Origin of the sequence: Bradyrhizobium australiense (assembly GCF_013114825.1) — a bacterium.
GTDB lineage: Bacteria > Pseudomonadota > Alphaproteobacteria > Rhizobiales > Xanthobacteraceae > Bradyrhizobium > Bradyrhizobium australiense.
Window position 1 is genome coordinate 650,831 of sequence record NZ_JAAVLX010000001.1, and the last position, 18,492, is coordinate 669,322.

Annotated in this window: 11 protein-coding genes and 2 pseudogenes; 9 read left to right on the forward strand and 4 right to left on the reverse strand. The window is 63.1% G+C overall.

The features are described 5' to 3' along the window. Nucleotides 1-40 precede the first annotated feature (40 nt). Together HCN58_RS02955 and HCN58_RS02960 are read left to right on the forward strand one after the other, a co-directional pair. On the forward strand, nt 41-556 hold the full coding sequence (locus HCN58_RS02955) for a TRAP transporter small permease (protein WP_171577854.1): 516 nt from the start codon (nt 41-43) through the stop codon (nt 554-556). Next, nucleotides 553-1,872 carry a TRAP transporter large permease gene (locus HCN58_RS02960; protein ID WP_171577855.1) on the forward strand — a complete coding sequence of 440 codons (1,320 nt, stop codon included), beginning with the start codon at nt 553-555 and terminating at the stop codon, nt 1,870-1,872. Before HCN58_RS02955 ends, HCN58_RS02960 begins: the two co-directional genes overlap by 4 nt. Here HCN58_RS02960 and HCN58_RS02965 read toward each other — a convergent pair whose 3' ends face one another. Together HCN58_RS02965 and HCN58_RS02970 are read right to left on the reverse strand one after the other, a co-directional pair. Further along, complete coding sequence (locus HCN58_RS02965; protein ID WP_171577856.1) at nt 1,873-3,381, reverse strand: sensor histidine kinase; 1,509 nt, start codon at nt 3,379-3,381, stop codon at nt 1,873-1,875. Nucleotides 3,382-3,663: 282 nt separating this feature from the next. Next, complete coding sequence (locus HCN58_RS02970) at nt 3,664-4,938, reverse strand: serine hydrolase domain-containing protein (RefSeq protein ID WP_171577857.1); 1,275 nt, start codon at nt 4,936-4,938, stop codon at nt 3,664-3,666. Nucleotides 4,939-5,074: 136 nt separating this feature from the next. On the opposite strand from HCN58_RS02970, the gene HCN58_RS02975 reads away from it, so the two are divergent. The 7 genes and pseudogenes from HCN58_RS02975 to HCN58_RS03005 all read left to right on the forward strand — a co-directional run bounded on the left by HCN58_RS02975 (nt 5,075) and on the right by HCN58_RS03005 (nt 13,869). Then, on the forward strand, nt 5,075-5,989 hold the full coding sequence (locus HCN58_RS02975; RefSeq protein WP_171577858.1) for an intradiol ring-cleavage dioxygenase: 915 nt from the start codon (nt 5,075-5,077) through the stop codon (nt 5,987-5,989). A 327-nt stretch (nt 5,990-6,316) separates the two neighbouring features. Then, nucleotides 6,317-7,633 (forward strand): CmpA/NrtA family ABC transporter substrate-binding protein, encoded by a 1,317-nt coding sequence (locus HCN58_RS02980; RefSeq protein WP_171577859.1) that lies wholly within the window; start codon nt 6,317-6,319, stop codon nt 7,631-7,633. A gap of 62 nt (nt 7,634-7,695) precedes the next feature. Continuing rightward, the gene (ntrB, locus tag HCN58_RS02985) at nt 7,696-8,604 is read left to right on the forward strand and encodes a nitrate ABC transporter permease (RefSeq protein ID WP_171577860.1); all 909 of its coding nucleotides are present in this window, start codon (nt 7,696-7,698) and stop codon (nt 8,602-8,604) included. 11 nt (nt 8,605-8,615) lie between these two features. Then, nucleotides 8,616-9,410 carry an ABC transporter ATP-binding protein gene (locus HCN58_RS02990; protein ID WP_171577861.1) on the forward strand — a complete coding sequence of 265 codons (795 nt, stop codon included), beginning with the start codon at nt 8,616-8,618 and terminating at the stop codon, nt 9,408-9,410. 88 nt (nt 9,411-9,498) lie between these two features. Beyond that, nucleotides 9,499-9,924 (forward strand): globin family protein, encoded by a 426-nt coding sequence (locus tag HCN58_RS02995; protein ID WP_171577862.1) that lies wholly within the window; start codon nt 9,499-9,501, stop codon nt 9,922-9,924. A gap of 13 nt (nt 9,925-9,937) precedes the next feature. After that, nucleotides 9,938-11,154, forward strand: a pseudogene (locus HCN58_RS03000) (NAD(P)/FAD-dependent oxidoreductase). Between the two features lie 13 nt (nt 11,155-11,167). Further along, nucleotides 11,168-13,869: pseudogene (locus HCN58_RS03005) on the forward strand (nitrate reductase). Nucleotides 13,870-14,120: 251 nt separating this feature from the next. Here HCN58_RS03005 and HCN58_RS03010 read toward each other — a convergent pair. Both HCN58_RS03010 and HCN58_RS03015 read right to left on the reverse strand, forming a co-directional pair. Then, nucleotides 14,121-15,050 (reverse strand): response regulator, encoded by a 930-nt coding sequence (locus HCN58_RS03010; RefSeq protein ID WP_171577863.1) that lies wholly within the window; start codon nt 15,048-15,050, stop codon nt 14,121-14,123. Continuing rightward, entirely contained in the window at nt 15,040-18,411 is a 3,372-nt protein-coding gene (locus HCN58_RS03015) for a hybrid sensor histidine kinase/response regulator (protein WP_171577864.1), read from the reverse strand. The genes HCN58_RS03010 and HCN58_RS03015 overlap by 11 nt, the downstream gene beginning before the upstream one ends. Nucleotides 18,412-18,492 lie beyond the last annotated feature (81 nt).

The following is an 18,492-nucleotide window of genomic DNA, read 5'->3' on the forward strand; positions in this document are numbered from 1 at the left end:
GGCTTGCCCCATTCCGTGATCGTTACCTCCCGGAGCCACGATGACTGAAATATCGATGCCGCCGAACCCGTCGCTATGGCGACGCGCGACGGCGGCCTATGCAAAACTATTGGAAATCCTGCTCGCCGCATGCGTTGGCATTCTGGTTGTTCCGGTCACCCTGCAGGTCATCTCGCGCTATACGTCGCTCATCCCGTCCTACATCTGGACCGAGGAGATGGCGCGTTTCCTGTTCATCTGGACCATCATGATCGGCGCCATGGTCGGAATCAGAGAGGCGCAGCACTTCGAAGTCGATGTGTGGCCGGACCTGTCGCGCCGAAGCGAAGCCGCCGTGCGGATCCTGGCGCGTCTGGGCATTCTGGCGCTGGCGCTGGTGTTCGTATGGGCCGGACTCGAATTCACACGGTTTGCGTGGAACAGGACGTCGGAACTGGCCGATCTGCCGCTCTGGATGATTCATGTCGCATGGCCGGTGGCGGGCATGACCTGGATCGTGTTTGCGGGCGAACAGATCCTCGACGAAATGCGGATTCTGCTTGGGGCAAAGCAATGAGCGGTAATGTTTTTTCTGCCGGAGAAGCCGCGCTCGTCCTGTTCGGCGTCTTCATTGGCCTGCTCATCGTGCGCGTGCCGGTCGCGTTTGCGCTCGGACTTGCCTGCGTGCCGATCCTGCTGATCGAGCCGCGCCTGTCGATCATGACGCTCGCGCAGGAGACCTTCAACGCCTACAACTCGTTCATCCTGCTGGCGGTGCCGTTCTTCCTGTTGACCGCCAACCTGATGGGCATCGGGGGCATCACCGACCGCCTGGTGGCGTTGTCGCGCTCGATGGTCGGGCACTGGCCGGGATCGCTGGCGCAGATCAATGTCGTTCTGTCGGTTTTCTTTGCCGGCATTTCCGGCTCTTCCACCGCGGATGCCGCCAGCCAGTCCAAGATCTTCATCGATGCGCAGACCAAGGAAGGCTACGACCTCTCGTTCTCGATCGCCATCACGGCGGTATCGGCGGTGCTCGCCGTCATTATCCCGCCCTCGATCCTGATGATTGTGTGGGGCGGGCTGATCTCGACATCGATCGCGGCGATGTATCTGGCCGGCATCGTCCCGGGCCTGTTGATCGCGGGCGCCCAGATGGCGACCGTGCATGTCTACGCGGTGCGCCGCGGCTATCCGACTTACCCGAAATCCAGTTGGACCGACATCGGCTACGCCATCTGGCGATCGATACCGGCATTGATGACGCCGTTCATCATCGTCGGCGGCATCCTGCTCGGCTGGTTTACCGCGACCGAATCCGCCTGCGTCGCCGTGCTCTATTCCGTGGTGTTGTCGGCGTTCTTTTACCGCGAGACCGGCGTCCGCGAACTTTACAAGGCCTTGCTCGATACCGGACGCCTCGCCGGCGTCGCGCTGTTCTGCGTCGGCACCGCAAGCGCGTTCGGCTGGCTGCTGGCGTATTACAAGATCCCGCAGGAGCTTTTGGCCAATGTCTCGACCTGGGGCATGGGCACGATGGGGGCGGGCTTCTTCATCGCGTTCTGTTTTCTGGTCGTCGGTTGCTTCCTCGATGCCATTCCGGCGATCGTCATCGTCGGAACCGTGCTGGAGCCGCTGGCAAAGTCGGTCGATCTGCACCCCGTGCAGTTTGCGATCATCTCGATCGTGTCGCTGGCGTTCGGCCTGGTGACGCCGCCCTATGGCCTGTGCCTGATGATCGCCTGCTCGATCGCGGGCGTGCGGCTGCGCTACGCGTTGAAAGACACGGTGATCATGCTGATACCGATGCTGCTGGTGCTCGCCGCCGTCATCATCTGGCCCAGCGTTTCGCTGTTGCTGCCGCGTCTGATCGTGCCGGAGATGCTTAAATAGCTATTCTTCCCTGTCGAGCGTGCAGCTTACCGTGTAGACGACTCCGCGCGGCAGGAAATCGACGGTTGCTTCGCCGCCAAGCTGGTCGCGTGCGCTGCGCTCGATCAGCCGCGAGCCGAAGCCGCGCTGCACAGGTGCCGTGACGGGCGGGCCGCCGGCCTCGGTCCAGATCAAGCGCAACTTGCGCCCGTCGCTTTCTTCGAGCATCTCCCAATCCACCGCCACGGTCCCCGTGTCGTTCGACAGAGCGCCGTATTTGGCGGCATTGGTCGCGATCTCGTGCACGATCATCGACAGCACCACGGCGAGCCGTGGCGACAGCGGAACCTGCGGTCCGAACATCCGCACCCGCTCCGGATTGTTGAGCAGATAGGGCTGCAGCACCCGCGCAATCACCTCCCGCAGTTCCGCGCCCTGCCACTTCTCCTGGCTCAGCAAATTATGCGCCTCTGCCAGCGCGCCGAGCCTTCCCTCGAACTTCTCGCGCTCCGCCCGGCTCGCGCTGCGGAAGGTCTGGGTGGCGATCGACTGCAAGACCGCGAGCGTATTCTTGACGCGATGGTTGAGTTCCTCGATCAGAAGATTGTGGAGCATCTCGCCGCGGGCGATCTGGGTTGCCATCCGCACCGCGAAGGCGAGACCGACCATCAGGAGAATGGCGCCCATCACGCTCGTGATCGCGAGGTTGCGCCAGAGCGGCGCGACCAGCGAGCTTTCGGCGATGCCGGCGGCAACCGTCCAGCCGGTGAGCGAGGAACGGGCAAAGCTCGTAATCAGCGGCACGCCCTCGAGCGATACCGTCGGCAGGGTGGCTTCCGGATTGCTGAACATCTCCGCATAGAGCGAGGGCGATGCACGTTTGCCGACGGTCTCCTGCGGGTTAGGCACACGCGCGAAGTTGGTGCCTTCGCCGTCGAAAATCGAGATCGTCCAGTCCTTGCTTGGCCGCTGCTGCTCGACCATCGCCTGGAAGATCTCAATCGGTGGACTGAAGGAGATGTCGTAGAGTACTTCGCCATCGACGATGACGGGCACTTCGACCGTTACGATCAAGCGTTTCTTGACGGCACCGAAGAACAGGTTCGAATAGACCGGCTTCTTTTCCGCGAACACCCTGTCCACCATGGCGAGGTTGTTGCGCGGTGGCAGGCTTGCGGTATCCGAGGTGAGCGACGAGAACAACTGGCGACCATCGCGGCCCGCTACCAGCACGACGCCGCCTTCGCCGTACTGGTCAAGGAAGCCTTGGGCGATGCGACGGAAACCGTTGAAATCACCGTTGCGCAAAGAGTTGGTCAGCGACAGCACCTGCAGCGCGCCTGTCATGCGCTGCATCTCGGCGTCGAGCACGAGGCGAATGCTGTGCACGGTTTCAAGGACCCGTTGCGTCGCGTTCTGGCGGTCCTGCTTGTATTGGTTGAAAACGATGCCGGCCGCGAAAAGGATCAGCGGCAGCGTGGTTCCCGCAACCAGAAGGGCGAGACGCACTGGCAATGAAAGTTTCGGCAACGCAAGCCCCGGATCGACGCCCAATCGACGCAAGCATAGGAGAAGCCGCCGAATTTCGCCAAGAATATTAGAGCGATGTAAGCCTGCTCTCGGGAAAAGTGCCGGACTGCAGCGCGCTCGTCCTCGCGCGTTGGAACCAGGACTTACCTTGGGTCATTCCGGGGCGGCGCGAAGCGACGACTAGAATGCGCAATTGCACATCCGAGAATCTCGAGATTCTCGGATGTGCAACTGCGCACCATGGTTCGATGCTTTCGCATCGCCCCGGAATGACCGTGTGTCTCAGAGATTGCTGTCCATGATCGCGGCATACACCATGGTGCGCAGCTCGCGCCGCAAGGGATAGGCGCTCGACGGCAGCACCTGCGTCATGAAGATCGTGATCAGTTCTTCCACCGGGTCGATGAAGAACGACGTCGTCGCCGCACCGCCCCAGTTGAACTCGCCGGGACTGCCGGCAATCAAGGTCTGCGCCGGGTTCATGGTGACGGCGAAGCCGAGGCCGAAGCCGATGCCGTTATAGGCCGCTTCCGAGAACAGCGAGCGCGACATCGCCGGCAGGTCGACGCCGCCGGGCAGATGGTTCGACGTCATCAGCTTCAGCGTCTTCGGGCCCAAAAGGCGGACGCCGCCGAGTTCGCCGCCATTGAGCAGCGCGCGGCAGAAAGTGAGATAGTCGGCCGCGGTGGAGCACAGGCCGCCGCCGCCGGAGATGAAGGAGGGCGGCTCCAGGAACGAACTCGTCGCCGGGTCGTCCTGCAGCGTCAGCGTGCCCTTGCGCTCGGTGGCGTGGAACGTCATGCCGCCTTGCGCATCGGCTGAATAACACGCCGCGAACCGATGCGCCTTGTCCTTGGGCACGAAGAAATCGGTGTCGTTCATGCCGAGCGGATCGAGGATGCGCTCCTTCAGGAACTGCTCGAACGGCTTGCCGCTGATCAGACCGATGAGATAGCCGATCACATCCGTGGCGACGGAGTAATTCCAGGCTTCGCCCGGCGAAAATTCCAGCGGAATTTTTGCGAGATCGTCGATCATGCCTTGCAGCGTGCCGGCCTTGATGACTTCGCCGATCTTGTTCTCGCGATAGGCGGCATCGACATTGCTGCGCTGTTGGAAGCCGTATGTCAGGCCGGCGGTGTGACGCAACAGGTCCACGATCAGCATCGGCCGTGACGGCGGCCGCGTCAGAAAGGCCGGGTTCGTACCGGCCACGAACACGCCGAGGTTCTTCCATGCCGGAATATATTTATGCACGGGCTCGTCGAGCGCGACGCGGCCTTCCTCAACCAGCATCATGAAGGCGACGGAGGTGAGCGGCTTGGTCATCGAATAGATGCGGAAGATCGTGTCGTCCTTGACCGGCACCTTCCGCTCGAGATCGGCAAAGCCCTGCGCGGTCGAATGGACGACCTTGCCGCGGCGATAGATCAGGAGCTGCGTCCCCGGGAAGCGGCCGGCATCGACGTAGCGCTGCTTCAGGTGATTTTCGAGGCGATCGAGCGCCGCCTTGGACATTCCGGCTTGTTCGGGCGAGGCGTGGGTAGGGGCTAGCATCGGCGCTGATCTCCGGCTGGGCGAGGTGGGTCTTGATAGCCGAAAAGTGTCCTCCGTTCCAACCGGCCATGTTTATGTGGAGTGGGGCGCTGGTGTAGGCTGACGCCAGCTTCATCTATCCCGCAGGACAGCAAAAATGCGCCAATTCAGCGAGACCGAACTGACCGCCGCCGTGATCCGCAGCTTCGACAATACGCCGGATCCGCGCGCCAAATTCCTGCTGCAGGAATTGGTGAAGTCGCTCCACGACTATGTCCGCAAGACAGACCTCACTTTCGAGGAATGGGAATACGCGATCGATTTTCTGACGCGGACCGGCCAGAAATGCACCCCGATCCGGCAGGAATTCATTTTGCTCTCCGACGTGCTCGGCGTCTCGATGCTGGTCGATGCCGTAAACCACCGGGAGCGTGAGGGCGCCACCGAGACCACGGTGCTCGGCCCGTTCTATGTCGGCGAGCACAAGGTGATGCCGCACGGCACCGATATCTCGGCCACGCTACCCGGCGAGCGGATGTTCGTGCAGAGCCGCGTCACCGACCTCGAGGGCAAGCCGCTGGCGGACGTGCCGGTAGATATCTGGCATGCCGACGATGATGGCTTCTATGATTCCCAGAAGTCGGACTATGCGACCGAAGGGCCGTCGTCGCGGGCGCGCTTCATCACCGACGCCGATGGAAGGTTCTTCTTCCGCACCATCCTGCCGTGTAGCTACCCGATTCCGACCGACGGTCCGGTGGGCGAGATGATTGTGCAGACCGGCCGTCACCCGATGCGGCCGGCCCACGTCCATTTCCTGGTCGATGCGCCCGGCTATCAGCCGCTCATCACCCACGTCTTCATCGACGGCGACAAATATCTCGATTCCGACGTGGTGTTCGGCGTCAAGGACGAGTTGGTCGCCAGAATCGAAAAGCGCACCGATCCAACGATGCCGGACGGCAAGCCCGCGGGCGAGCCGTGGCACCTGATGAGCTACGAATTCCGCGTGAAGCCAGGCGAGGGAAGCGCGCCGAAACCGATGATGGCGAAAGCCGTCGAGGGCGCGTAGCACGTCTGTTTTTGCGTTTGCTCAATTCTTGTGCGCCGCACAAGAATTGAGCGAATCGCAATTTTAGAATGCCGTGACTGGTTCGTGACCGCTGCCGCTTTTTGCCGCGATGATCAATCAATTCGTTGATGAAACTGCGCTTTTTTCACCGCGCGATCCTTGGCACGATGCTTGAATAGCTAGTGCTGACGCCATTGATGCCGTCCCTTGAGACCACTCATCCGAATTGTGACGCCGCACTCCGGGCCTCCCCGGAACGCGCCCTCCTGCGCCTCGCGCGGTGACCCAGTCGGACGGCCCCGTTTCCAACGAAGGATAGAAATACCTATGACGAAGCCCATTATTCCGACCTCACGTGGTTTCAGCCGCCGTCAGCTCCTGAAGGCGACCGGCGGTACGGCGGCATTGCTCGCGGCGGCCAAGCTGAATTTCCCCGCCGGCGCGTTTGCGCAAGGGGCGGGGCCGGAAGTGACCAAGGCGACGCTCGGGTTCATTGCGCTGAGCGACGCCGGGCCGCTGTTCGTCGCTAAGGACAAGGGATTTTTCGCCAAGCACGGCATGCCCGACGTCGAGGTCGCCAAGCAAGCGTCGTGGGGCACGACCCGCGACAACCTCGTGCTCGGCTCGGAAGGGAACGGCATCGATGGCGCGCATATCCTGACGCCGATGCCCTACCTGATCTCGGCTGGCAAGGTGACGCAGAACAACGTGCCGACGCCGATGTACATCCTGGCGCGGCTCAATCTCGATGCGCAGTGCATCTCGATTGCCAAGGAATATGCCAACCTCAAGATCGGCACCGACTCTTCGCCACTCAAAGCCGTGTTCGAGCAGAAGAAGGCCGCCGGCAAGGCGGCCAAGGTCGCGATGACCTTCCCGGGCGGTACCCACGACCTGTGGATCCGCTACTGGCTCGCCGCCGGCGGCATTGATCCCGACAAGGATGTCGAGACGATCGTGGTTCCGCCACCGCAGATGGTTGCCAACATGAAAGTAGGCACGATGGACGCCTTCTGCGTGGGCGAACCCTGGAATCTGCAGCTCATCAACCAGGGCATCGGCTACACCGCCGTCAACACGGGCGAGCTCTGGAACAAGCACCCGGAGAAATCGCTCGGCATGCGCGCGGCCTGGGTCGACAAGTATCCGAAGGCGGCCAAGGCGATCCTGATGGCGATCATGGAGGCGCAGCAATGGGCCGACAAGGCCGAGAACAAGAAAGAGCTCGCCACCATCATGGGTAAGCGGCAATGGATGAACTGTCCGGTCGACGACGTCTACGACCGTTCGGCGGGCAAGTTCGACTACGGCATCCCCGGCAAGGTCGTCGAGAATTCGCCGCACATCATGAAGTACTGGCGCGATCACGCCTCCTACCCGTTCCAGAGCCACGATCTCTGGTTCCTCACCGAGGATATCCGCTGGGGCAAATATGAAGCGGGCTTCGACACAAAGGCGCTGATCGGCAAGGTCAACCGTGAGGATCTCTGGAAGGAAGCAGCCAAGACGCTGGGCGTCCCCGCTGCAGAAATTCCGACTTCGACCTCGCGCGGCAAGGAGACCTTCTTCGACGGCAAGGTGTTCGATCCGGAGAATCCGGCTGCGTACCTGAAGTCGCTCTCGATCAAGCGTGTCGAAGTCTGATCAAGCTCGGGCCGCGCGCGGTTGCGGGCGGCCCGCCTATTGAACACGGAGATGCATTTTCAATGACGATGCCCGCGATCAAAGCTGAAGCCACCGCCGTGGCCATTCCGACCGCTTCGCCGACCTCTGCGGCGCCGGTGGTGACGATGACGCCCAAGCAGGCGCCGCGAGCCGAGAAATACGTCAAGATGGGCAAGGAGATCGCGGTGCGCGTCGTGCCGCCGCTGATCGTGCTGGCGCTGCTGATGTTGTTCTGGGAGCTGGTATGCCGCCGCACCGGCTCGACCCTGCCGCCGCCGTCGCGCGTCTTCAAGGACACCAAGGAGCTGATCCTCGATCCGTTCTTCGATAACGGCGGCATCGACAAAGGCCTGTTCTGGCACTTGTCCGCCTCTCTGCAGCGGGTCGCGTATGGCTATTCGATTGCGGCCATCGTCGGCATCGCGCTCGGCACGCTGGTTGGCCAGTCGGTATGGGCGATGCGCGGGCTAGATCCGCTGTTCCAGGTGCTGCGCACCATTCCGCCGCTGGCCTGGTTGCCGCTGTCGCTGGCCGCGTTCCGCGACGGCCAGCCCTCGGCGATCTTTGTGATCTTCATCACCTCGGTCTGGCCGATCATCATCAACACCGCGGTCGGCATCCGCAACATTCCGCAGGATTACCGCAACGTCGCAGCCGTCGTGCAGCTCAATCCGCTGGAGTTCTTCTCCAAGATCATGATCCCGGCCGCAGCGCCCTACATCTTCACGGGGCTTCGCATCGGCATCGGCCTTTCGTGGCTTGCGATCGTTGCGGCGGAGATGCTGATCGGCGGCGTCGGCATCGGCTTCTTCATCTGGGACGCCTGGAATTCCTCGCACATCAGCGAGATCATCCTGGCGCTGTTCTATGTCGGCATCATCGGCTTCGTGCTCGACCGCCTGATCGCGGGAATGGCGAAGATCGTGACCCGCGGCACCGCGCTGAACTGAAGGATCAAGTCATGCAGGCCTATCTGAAGCTCGACCATATCGACAAGGCCTTCAGCCGCGGCAACGCCACGACGGAGGTGCTGAAGGACATCAACCTGACGATCGAGAAGGGCGAATACGTCTCGATCATCGGCCATTCCGGCTGCGGCAAGTCCACGCTGCTCAACATTGTGGCCGGCCTCACCGGCGCCACCAATGGCGGCGTGCTCTTGGAGAACCGCGAGGTCAATTCGCCGGGACCGGATCGCGCAGTGGTGTTCCAGAACCACAGCCTGCTGCCGTGGCTGACGGTGTACGAAAATGTCAAGCTCGGAGTCGACAAGGTGTTTTCGTCGACCAAGACCCGCGCCGAGCGCGATGCCTGGGTAATGCACAATCTCAACCTCGTGCAGATGGCGCATGCCAAGGACAAGCGCCCGTCGGAGATTTCCGGCGGCATGAAGCAGCGCGTCGGCATTGCGCGGGCGCTCGCCATGGAGCCGAAGGTGCTTTTGCTCGACGAGCCCTTTGGCGCGCTCGATGCGCTGACCCGCGCGCATCTGCAGGACTCGGTGATGGCGCTGCACCAGAAGCTCGGCAACACCATCCTGATGATCACGCATGACGTCGACGAGGCCGTGCTGCTATCGGACCGCATCGTGATGATGACCAACGGCCCGAGCGCGCGGATCGGCGAAGTGCTGGAAGTGCCGCTGGCGCGGCCGCGCAAGCGGCTCGAGCTCGCGACCAACCCCGGCTATCTCAAGTGCCGGCAGCGGGTGCTCGAATTCCTCTACGAGCGGCATCGCTTCGTCGAGGCGGCGTAGGCGCCTCTCTTATGGAGTTCTGGCGGTGAACTATTGTTCCCGCCGCGCGACCAACTGGATTGTCCTTAACATCACGAGGAGAGTTTCGGTGAATCCAACGCAAATCAATCTGGTTCAGGAGAGCTTCGCCAAGGTTGCGCCGATTTTGGAGCAGGCCGCCGTTATATTCTACGATCGCCTATTCGAGGTCGCGCCAACGGTGAAGGCGATGTTTCCTGTCGACATGAAAGAGCAGCGCAAGAAGCTGATGGCGACGCTGGCCGTGGTGGTGAACGGGTTGAGCAATCTCGAATCGGTGTTGCCGGCCGCCAGCGCCTTGGCAAAGCGTCACGTCAGCTACGGCGCCAAGGCCGAGCACTATCCGGTCGTTGGCGGTGTGCTGCTGTGGACGCTCGAAAAAGGTCTTGGCGCGGCCTGGACGCCTGATGTCGCCGCAGCCTGGACCGCAGCCTACGCCACGCTGTCCGGCTACATGATCTCGGAAGCCTACGGCAGCGCTCAAGCCGCCGAGTAAGGAATGCGCCATCATGAGCGAGCCGCTAGTCATCGTCGGCAACGGCATGGCCGCCGCCCGCCTGGTCGATGAACTCGCCAAGGTGGCTTTGGGCCGCTACGCCATCGCCGTGATCGGCGACGAACCGCGGCTCGCCTATATCGCGTGCTGTTGTCATCGGTGCTGGCCGGCGAGACCACCTCGCAGGACATCGAGCTGCGGCCGGCGTCGTGGTGGCGCGACCGCGGCGTCACCCTGAAATATGGTTGCGTGGCGACCGAGATCGATCTCGGTCGCCGTGAACTCAAGATCGAGAACGACGAGAGCATTCCGTTTTCGAAACTGGTGCTGACCACGGGCTCGTCGCCGCTGCGGCTCAATATACCCGGCGCCGATCTCGCCGGCGTGCACACGTTTCGCGACAGCAGGGACGTCGACCTGTTGCTGACGCTGGCCGCCCAGAAAAAGCGTGTCGTCGTGATCGGCGGCGGACTATTGGGTCTCGAAGCGGCCCATGGCCTCGCCAAGGCCGGCGCACCGGTGACGCTGGTGCACCTGATGGACCGCCTGATGGAGCGTCAGCTCGACGCGCCTGCAGCCGAACTTTTGAAATCCCTCGTCGAGAGCAAGGGTATCGAGATCCTGCTCAACGCCAACACCGCGTGCATCCATGGCGTGACGCGCGTCGAGGGCGTCGAACTGACGGACGGCCGTCGGATCGAGGCCGACGCCGTGATTTTTGCCGCGGGCATTCGTCCCAACATCGCGCTAGCCATGGAAGCTGGTATCCCTGTCAACCGGGGCATCGTGGTCGATGACCGTCTGCAGACCGGCGCAGCCGACGTATTCGCGATCGGTGAGTGCGCCGAACATCGCGGCGTCTGCTACGGCTTGGTCGAGCCGGCTTATGAACAGGCGAGGGTGCTGGCGCGGCATCTCGCCGGGCGTGAAGCGTTGTACAGCGGGAGCATCGTTGCGACCAATCTGAAAGTTTCAGGCGTCAGTGTATTCTCCGCCGGCGATTTCATGGGCGGCGACGGCAGCGAGGCCATCGTGCTCTCCGACATCAACCACGGCACCTACAAGAAGCTGGTGATCGCGGACGGGCGACTGACGGGCGCGGCGCTGATCGGCGATGTCGCCGACGCGCTCTGGTATCTCGAATTGATCCGCACGCGTCAGCCCACGGCCAGAATCCGTGCCGACATGATGTTCGGCCGCTCGCTGGCGACGCGGTCGGAAGCTGCATGAACCGGTTGCTGCCATGACCGTCGTCGATCCCGATCTCCGCGCAGTCAAAACCACCTGTGCCTATTGCGGCGTCGGCTGCGGCATCCTGGCGACGCCGGACGGGCGGGGCGGGGCGGCAATATCGGGCGACCCCGAGCATCCCGCCAATTTCGGCCGGCTGTGTTCGAAGGGCTCGGCGCTCGGCGAGACGCTCGGCCTGACCAATCGCCTGCTGTATCCAATGATCCGCTGCGGCGAGGGAAACATGGAGCGGGTCGCCTGGAGCGACGCGCTCGACCATGTCGCACATCGTTTTCAGCACATTGTCGCGCGCGACGGCCCGGGTGCGGTTGCCTTTTATTTATCCGGTCAGTTGCTGACGGAGGACTACTACGTCGCCAATAAGCTAATGAAGGGGTTTATCGGCAGCGCCAATGTCGACACCAATTCGCGGCTGTGCATGGCCTCGTCCGTCGCCGGCCACCGCCGCGCCTTCGGTGCCGACACCGTGCCGGATGTTACGAGGATCTCGACGACGCCGACCTTTTGGTGCTGGTCGGCTCCAACGCGGCATGGTGTCACCCAGTGCTGTACCAGCGCATGCTGGTCAACAAGCAGAAGCGCGGCGCGCGAATCGTCGTGATCGATCCGCGCCGGACCGATACTGTCGGCGATGACGATCTATTCCTGGGCCTGAAGCCGGGCACGGATACGGCGCTGTTCAGCGGCTTGCTGGTTTACCTCACTGACAACGGCGCGCTCGACCGCGATTACATCGCGCTCCACACCACCGGCTTCGACAACGCGATCGCCCGCGCGCGCAGCATCGCCGGCAGCGTCGGAGCCACGGCGCTGGCGACCGGCCTGTCCGAGCAGGACGTCGCCACGTTCTTCCAGATGTTTGCCAATACGCCGCGCGTGGTGACCCTCTATTCGCAGGGCGTCAACCAGTCGGGGCAGGGCACCGATAAAGTCAATGCCATCCTTAATTGCCACCTCGCCACCGGACGGATTGGCCTTCCGGGCGCGTCGCCGTTCTCGTTGACCGGACAGCCCAACGCGATGGGCGGGCGCGAGGTCGGCGGGCTCGCCAACCAGTTGGCCGCTCATATGGGCTTTACACCACCGGACATCGATCGCGTGCGCCGGTTCTGGAAGGCGCCGTGCATCGCCACCCATGAAGGGCTGAAGGCGGTGCAGATGTTCGAGGCGATTGCGCGCGGCGAAATCAAGGCATTGTGGGTGATGGGCACCAATCCGGCGGTGTCGCTGCCGAACGCGGACGGTGTTCGCGAGGCGCTGAAGAAGCTCGATCTCTTCGTGGTTTCCGAGAACGTGATTTCCAACGACACGGTGGATGCCGGCGCGCATGTGCTGCTGCCGGCGCAGGCGTGGGGCGAGAAATCCGGGACGGTGACCAACTCGGAGCGGTGCATCTCGCGGCAGCGCGCGTTCCTTTCCCTCCCGGGAGAAGCCAAGCCCGACTGGTGGATCATGGGCGAGGTCGCCAGGCGCCTCGGCTTCGGCGCCGCCTTCAGCTTCACCTCGGCAGCGGATATTTTTCGCGAGCACGCCGCGCTCTCGGCCTTCGAGAACGAGGGCGCGCGAGACTTCGACATCGGCGCGCTGCAATCGTTGTCGGACAACGATTTCGACGCGATGGCGCCGGTGCAATGGCCGGTCCGCCAGGGTGCCGAGCCGCAGGCGCGCTTCTTCGCTGAAGGCGGTTTCTTCGCCAACGATTTCAAGGCCCGCTTCGTCGCGCCGGAAATGCCGGCGTTGCGGACCGAGACCACGGCCGCGCGACCGCTGCGGCTCAACACCGGACGCATCCGCGACCAGTGGCACACCATGACGCGCACGGGGGAAAGCCCGCGGCTCGGCCAGCATCTGCCGGAGCCGTTCGTCGAGGTCCATCCCGACGACGCCGCGCGGTACGGCGTCGCTGACGGCGATTTCGCGCGGGTCATCACCGATTACGGGCAGTGCACGCTTCGTGTTATCGTCAGCGAACGCCAGCAGCGCGGCATGCTGTTCGCGCCGATCCACTGGAGCGAGGCGAATGCGACCGGTGCACGCGTCGGCTCGCTGGTGGCGCCGATAACCGATCCGTTCTCGGGCCAGCCCGAGAACAAGGCGACGCCGGCCTCGGTTGCGCCTTACGACTATGTCTTCCGCGGTTTCGCGCTGTCGCGCAAGCCGCTCGGACTGCCCGCACATGCCTGGGTGGCGCGCGTCGCCGTCAATGGTGGGCACGGCTACCTGTTTGCCGACAATGCCGATGTCGCAGACTGGCAGTTCTGGCTGAAATCCTTCCTGCGCGACGATGTCGCCGAATACAAGGACTTTGGCGGAGGCGTCTACCGCGCAGCATCCTTTGACGGCGACCGCATCGACACCTGCCTGTTCATCGGCCCGGCGCGCGATGCCGGCGACTGGAACGTGGTCAAGGACCTATTTGCAGCCGATAGACTGGATCACGATCAGCGCCGCATGCTGCTGTCGGGCAAATCGGCCGACGGCCTCGCCAACACCGGCCCGATCGTGTGCGCCTGCTTCGGCGTCGGCCGCAACACGATTGGCGATACGGTTGCCGCCGGCGCGCGTTCGGCTGCCGAAATCGGCGCCAAACTCAAAGCCGGCACCAATTGCGGCTCCTGCATTCCGGAACTGAGGCGGCTGATTGCGCAGATGGAGTCGAGCACCGCGCCGGAGAAACTGGCGGCGGCGAACTGATCCGCTCGACCCTCATGGCGAGGAGGCGCGTCAGCGCCGTCTCGAACCATGTGGCCCGAGCATGGCCTTCATCCTTCGAGACGCGCGTTCCGCGCTCCTCAGGATGAGGGGGTTTCCTCTCCCTCGCCCCCGCTCTTGCGGGCAGAGGGTCGGGGTGAGGGGCTCTCTCCGCGAGTCGAATGTGCGTAGGCAGCCCCTCACCCCAACCCTTTCCCCGTTAAGGACGGGGAGAGGGAGCGGCAACCAGTCCCTCACCCCCTCCTGTTCTTGGCATTCACCGCAATCGCGGCGGCTGCGGTGCGGTTCTCGACGCCGAGCTTGGAATAGATCTGCTCCAGATGCTTGTCGACCGTGCGCGGGGAGAGGCCGAGGATCTGCGCGATGTCGCGGTTGGTCTTGCCTTTGGAGAGCCACGACAGCACTTCGCCCTCGCGCGTCGTCAGCCCCAACTCGCTGGAGAATTCCGCGGGCGTTTCGGTGCTGGAATCCTTGGCCAGCCGCAGCAGGAATTCGTTCGCGCCGAGCTTGCCCATATATTGCAGCCGAAGCTGCTCGTTGCCGGGTAACGCCGCCATCACGGCCGTCTTCGTGCCGGCCTTGCCCTTGCGCGCCTCGTCGAGCCATTGCGGGATCGGGTCCGGCAGCACGACGTCGTCGTCGCTACCGGCGGAGAGCGTATCCGAAAGCAATTTCTGCGCCTGCGGTGTCGCCCACATGATCTTGCCCGCGGCATTCACGGCGAGCAGATAACGGCCGGAGACGTCGAGCGCGGCGCGGGCGCTCTGGGTCAGCCGCGCATTGGCGAGGTGGACGCGGATGCGCGCCAGCATCTCCTCGACCGCGATCGGTTTTGTCACATAGTCGACGCCGCCGGCTTCGAGGCCGCGAACGATGTGTTCGGTCTCAGCCAAGCCCGTCATGAAGATGATCGGCACGTGGTCGAGCCCGGCATCGCGCTTCAGCCGCCGGCAGGTCTCGAAACCGTCCATCCCCGGCATGACCGCGTCGAGCAGCACGATATCGGGCGTGATCTGGTCGACGATCCGCATCGCGGAAGCACCATCGAGCGCGACCATGACTGTCATGCCCGCGCCGTCGAGCGCGTCGGTCAGTAGCCGCAGCGTCTCCGGCGAGTCGTCGACGACGAGGGCGACGTCGCGCTTTTTGGGTTCAATGATCATAGCTATGCAAAGTCTTTAAAGTCGCCATGTATTGGTCGAGATCGAAGCGGTCGATCAGCGAGCGCATTTGCGACACGAAGTCGGCATGTTCGGGATAGTCATTGCCGATCTCGTCGAGCTTGACCTGGATCGCGCGGACATAACCCAGTTGCCCGAGCCCGATCAGTTCCTCGACGTGTTTCACCGGCGGTCGCGAGCCGGTCTCCGGCCTCCAATGCGGGACAGGGACGTCGTCAGCCTCATACTGCCATTCGAGCTTCAGCAATTGCCGGATGGTTTCGAGGAGCTTGGGAATATCGATCGGCTTCATCAGGTAACCGTCGTGGAACGGCTGCGCCAGCGGCGTGCCATGCGCTTCCAGCGCGCTCGCCGACACCATCAGGATGCGTGCCTGGTGATGGCCGCTCGTGCGCAGCGTTTCCGCGACCGTCCAGCCGTCCATCCCAGCCATCGAGATATCGAGCAAGAACAAATCAGGCCGGCAATGCTGCGCCAGCGCGAGACAGCCGGGTCCATCGGGCGCGCTGAGCAGGATAAAGCCGAGCGGCGTCAGCACCTCGCGCAGGAGATCGCGGTGGATCGGATCGTCGTCGGTGATCAGGATCGTCTTGCGCGGGCCATGATAGCCGAAGATCGGCGCCTCGACCGGCGCGATCCGGGTCGGATTAGTGACTTCCGAGAGCAGGATTTTAACCCGAAACGTGCTGCCGCTGCCGACCTCGCTGGTCACCTTGATGTCGCCGCCCATCACGCCCGCCAAGAGCCGGCTGATGGTGAGCCCAAGGCCGGTGCCGGTCTGCGGCTGCGAGACGCCGAGCGCGCCGCGCTCGAACGGGGCAAAGATGCGTTCGAGGTCGTCCGGCTGGATACCGGGCCCGGTATCTATGATCTCGAACTCCGCAACGGGGCTGCGGTAATGCACGACGAACTGCACGCTGCCGGTCTGCGTGAACTTCAGCGCGTTCGACAAGAGGTTGATCAGAACCTGCCGCAGCCGCTTCTCGTCGGCATAGACGACGAGCGGCAGCACCGAAGGACGCTTGAACACGAAATCGATGCCCTTAGTCGTGGCCTGAACGCGAAACATGCCGACGAGCTGATCGAGAAATTCGCTCAGGCGGACCTCGTCACGCGACAGATAAAGCCGGCCGGCCTCGATCTTGGAGATATCCAAAATACCGTCGATCAATCCCGAGAGATGATCGGCGCTGCGGCGAACCACGCGCACCTGATCGCGCGGTTTTGTGGCGAGGCCGGTGTCTTGCTCCAGCAATTGCGCGTAGCCCGAGATGGCATTCAGCGGCGAGCGCAGTTCATGGCTCAGCCCGACCACATAGCGGCTCTTGGCAAGATTAGCTGACTCCGCCACTTCCTTGGCGCGCTGCAGCTCGGCATCGGTCCGCTTGTGCGCGTCGATCTCCTGGATCAAGAGCGCAGTCTGCCGTCGCGTCTCCGCCTCTGCCGCGCGGCGGCTTTGCTGCGCCAGCACGAACAGCCACGCCACCACGCCGATGATGATGGTGAGCGCGAAGAACACCTTCCACAGCACGTCCGATAGCGCGAATTCCTCGACGGGCATTGCCGCCGAGGTCTGCAGGTAGATCAGCCCGAGCGTCAGCCCGACCAGCCCCGCGGAAACCGCGAACACACCGAGATAGTGCCCGAATTGCGAATTGATCCGGGCGTAGATCGTCTCTGGCAGCAGTTTGCCCAGCATGTCAGACACCTGTGCGCCGGCGCGTGCATGTGGCTTGCAGAGATCGTGGCAGCGCGCATCGAGCGAACAGCACAGCGAGCAGATTGGCCCGGCATAGGCCGGGCAGGACGCCATGTCCTCCGGTTCGAACGAATGCTCGCAGATACAGCACTGGATCGCTTCCAGGTTCTGCCAGCTCCGCCTCGGCTTTCGCGCGATGTAATATTTGCCCTCGGTCGCCCAGGCGATCAGCGGCGCGGTGACGAAGGCAACCGCGAGCGCCACGAAGGCGGAGAGAGCCTTCGCCGTCGGGCCGAACAGGCCGTAAAAGGCCGAGATCGAGACGATCGTCGCGATCGTCATCGCGCCGACGCCGACCGGGTTGATGTCGCAGAGATGCGCGCGCTTGAACTCGATGTGCTGCGGCCGCAGGCCGAGCGGCTTGTTGATGACGAGATCGGTGACCAGCGCGCCGACCCAGGCAATCGCCACGTTGGAGTAAAGCGCCAGCGTCTGCTCCAGCGCTTTGTAGACGCCGATTTCCATCAACAGCAGCGCGACCAGGACGTTGAAGACGAGCCACACCACACGGCCGGGGTGGCTGTGCGTCAGCCGCGAGAAGAAGTTCGACCAGGCGATCGAGCCGGCATAAGCGTTGGTGACGTTGATTTTGATCTGCGAGAGAATGACGAACGTTCCGGTCAGCGCTAGCGCCATGTCCGGCTGCGACAGCACGTAGCGAAACGCCTCGAGATACATATGCGCGGGCTCGGCTGCCTGCTCGTTGGAGAGCCCGTGGCTCAACGCGAAAAAAGCGAGGAACGAGCCCAGCAGCAGCTTGAGCGCCCCAAAGATGATCCAGCCTGGGCCTGCGATCAGTAGCGAAATCCACCACGACGTCCGCGATGTGCGGCGGTCGCGGGGGAGAAACCGCAGGAAGTCGACCTGCTCGCCGATCTGCGCAACAAGCGAAAACACCACCGAGGCAGCGGTGCCGAACAGCAGCAGATCGAGATGGCCGGTTGCGTCTCCATGCTCGCCAGCGAATTTGCGCCACTCCGTGAACGAGTGCGGGTTGGCGTAGGCAATCGCGACGAAAGGGAGGATGTGCAGGACGATCCAGAGTGGCTGCGTCCACAATTGAAAGCGGCTGATCAGCGTGATGCCGTAGGTCACCAGCGGAATGATGACGACGGCGCTGATGAGATAGCCGAGCGGCCGCGGGATTCCGAAGCACATTTCGAGCGCGCTCGCGAGAATGACCGCCTCGATCGCGAAGAAGATGAACGTGAACGAGGCATAGATCAGCGAGGTAATGGTCGAGCCGATATAGCCGAAGCCGGCGCCGCGGGTCAGCAGATCAATATCGATGCCGCATTTGGCGGCATGATAGGCAATCGGCAGGCCGCAGAGGAAGATGATGACGCTGACGACCAGAATGGCTGACGTGGCGTTGGCGGCGCCATAATTGAGCGTAATGGTGCCGCCGATCGCTTCCAGCGCCAGAAAAGAGATGGCGCCGAGCGCGGTATTGGCGACGCGGGCGGCGGACCATCGCCGCGCGCTCTTGGCGGTGAAGCGCAGCGCGTAATCTTCCAGCGTCTGGTTGGCAACCCATTGATTATACTGGCGCCTGACGCGGTCTATCCGCTGCCGCCCTGCCACTGTGATGCTCCTGCCCGGCTCGACTGACCCACGCTAGCCAGCAAACTCCGTACCAAAATCTACGTCGCTATTTTGCGGTGC